The 1,169-nt window shown below is 67.2% G+C and carries 1 protein-coding gene; it reads left to right on the top strand.

Going from position 1 to position 1,169, the window contains the following annotated elements; translation table 11 throughout:
- The coding region (gene vgrG, locus MOV80_RS23260) for a type VI secretion system tip protein VgrG (protein WP_249605561.1) at positions 1-1,169 on the top strand (1,169 nt) is incomplete at both ends.

Here is a 1,169-nt window from a genome sequence, read left to right as displayed (position 1 = left end):
GTGGTATTGCGCCGCTGGCGCGGTGTGGTCAGTCACGCTCGCCGCCTCAGCGCCAGCCGCGACGAGGCCTTATACGAACTGCGCATCGAATCCCAACTCGCCCGCCTGGGCGAAGGCCGCTATTCCCGCATCTTCCAGCACCAATCCGTGCCGGACATCATTGAAGCCGTGCTGCGCCGCCACGACTATCGCGGCCACGAAATTACCTGGAAGCTGCGCCCCTTGTTCGGCCAAGACCATAACCCCTACCCCAAGCTGGAGTATGTGACCCAATATCAGGAGTCCGATCTGGACTTCATCCATCGCCTCGCCGAAAAAGCCGGCCTTTACTACTATCTGGTCACCGACCCCAAGAGCGCCGCCTGGGAAACCATCGTCTTCGGCGACGATGTCGACGCCTACGTCCGCACCGGCCTCGATCCCGCCCAACCTCCTCAGGGCGGCGTCAAGCTCAAGCTCCGGCCCCAGGCCGGCATGGCCGACAACGAAGAAACCCTGAGCCGCTTCGAACTCGCCGCCCAGCCCATCCGCGCGCAAATCCAGCGCAATGACTACAACTACCGCAGCGCCGACACCCGCCTGCTCAGCCAGGGCGGCCCGGCCGACAACACCCCCGGCGCGCGCGGCGTCGATTACCTGTGGGGCGAGCATTACAAAGACCCGGAACAAGGCCAGCGCGCGGTGCTGATCGCCCAGCAGCGCCAACACTGCCGCCAGTGGATCGCCGCCGGCGACGGCAATTGCCTGCAAGCCTTCGCCCCCGGCCAGATCTTCAAGCACGACGGCCCGGCGCTGGCTCCCGCCCCGGACGGCTGGCTGCTGGTCTCGGTCCAGCACCAGGGCGGACGCCGCGACGCCTACCGCAACGCCTTCACCGCCATGCCCGCCGACCGGCCCTATCGCCAGGAACTGCGGACCCCGGTGCCGAACATTGCCGGCGCGCTGCCGTCCCGCGTGGTCGCCCCGGAAAAAACCTATTACGGCGCGATAGACCTGCAAGGCCGCTACTGCGTGCGCCTGCCCTTCGACCTGGACGAATGGTCGCCCGGCGGCGACAGCCGCCCGCTCAGATTGGCCCGGCCCTACGCCGGCCCGGAATACGGCCAGCACTTCCCGCTGCACCAAGGCACCGAAGTGCTGGTCAGCTTTGTGCTGGGCGATGTGGACCG

It is taken from the genome of Chromobacterium sp. IRSSSOUMB001 (assembly GCF_023507765.1).
Taxonomy (GTDB): Bacteria; Pseudomonadota; Gammaproteobacteria; order Burkholderiales; family Chromobacteriaceae; genus Chromobacterium; species Chromobacterium haemolyticum.
The sequence above is the reverse complement of the archived record's forward strand: the minus strand, read 5'-3'. Positions and strand labels throughout refer to the sequence as shown.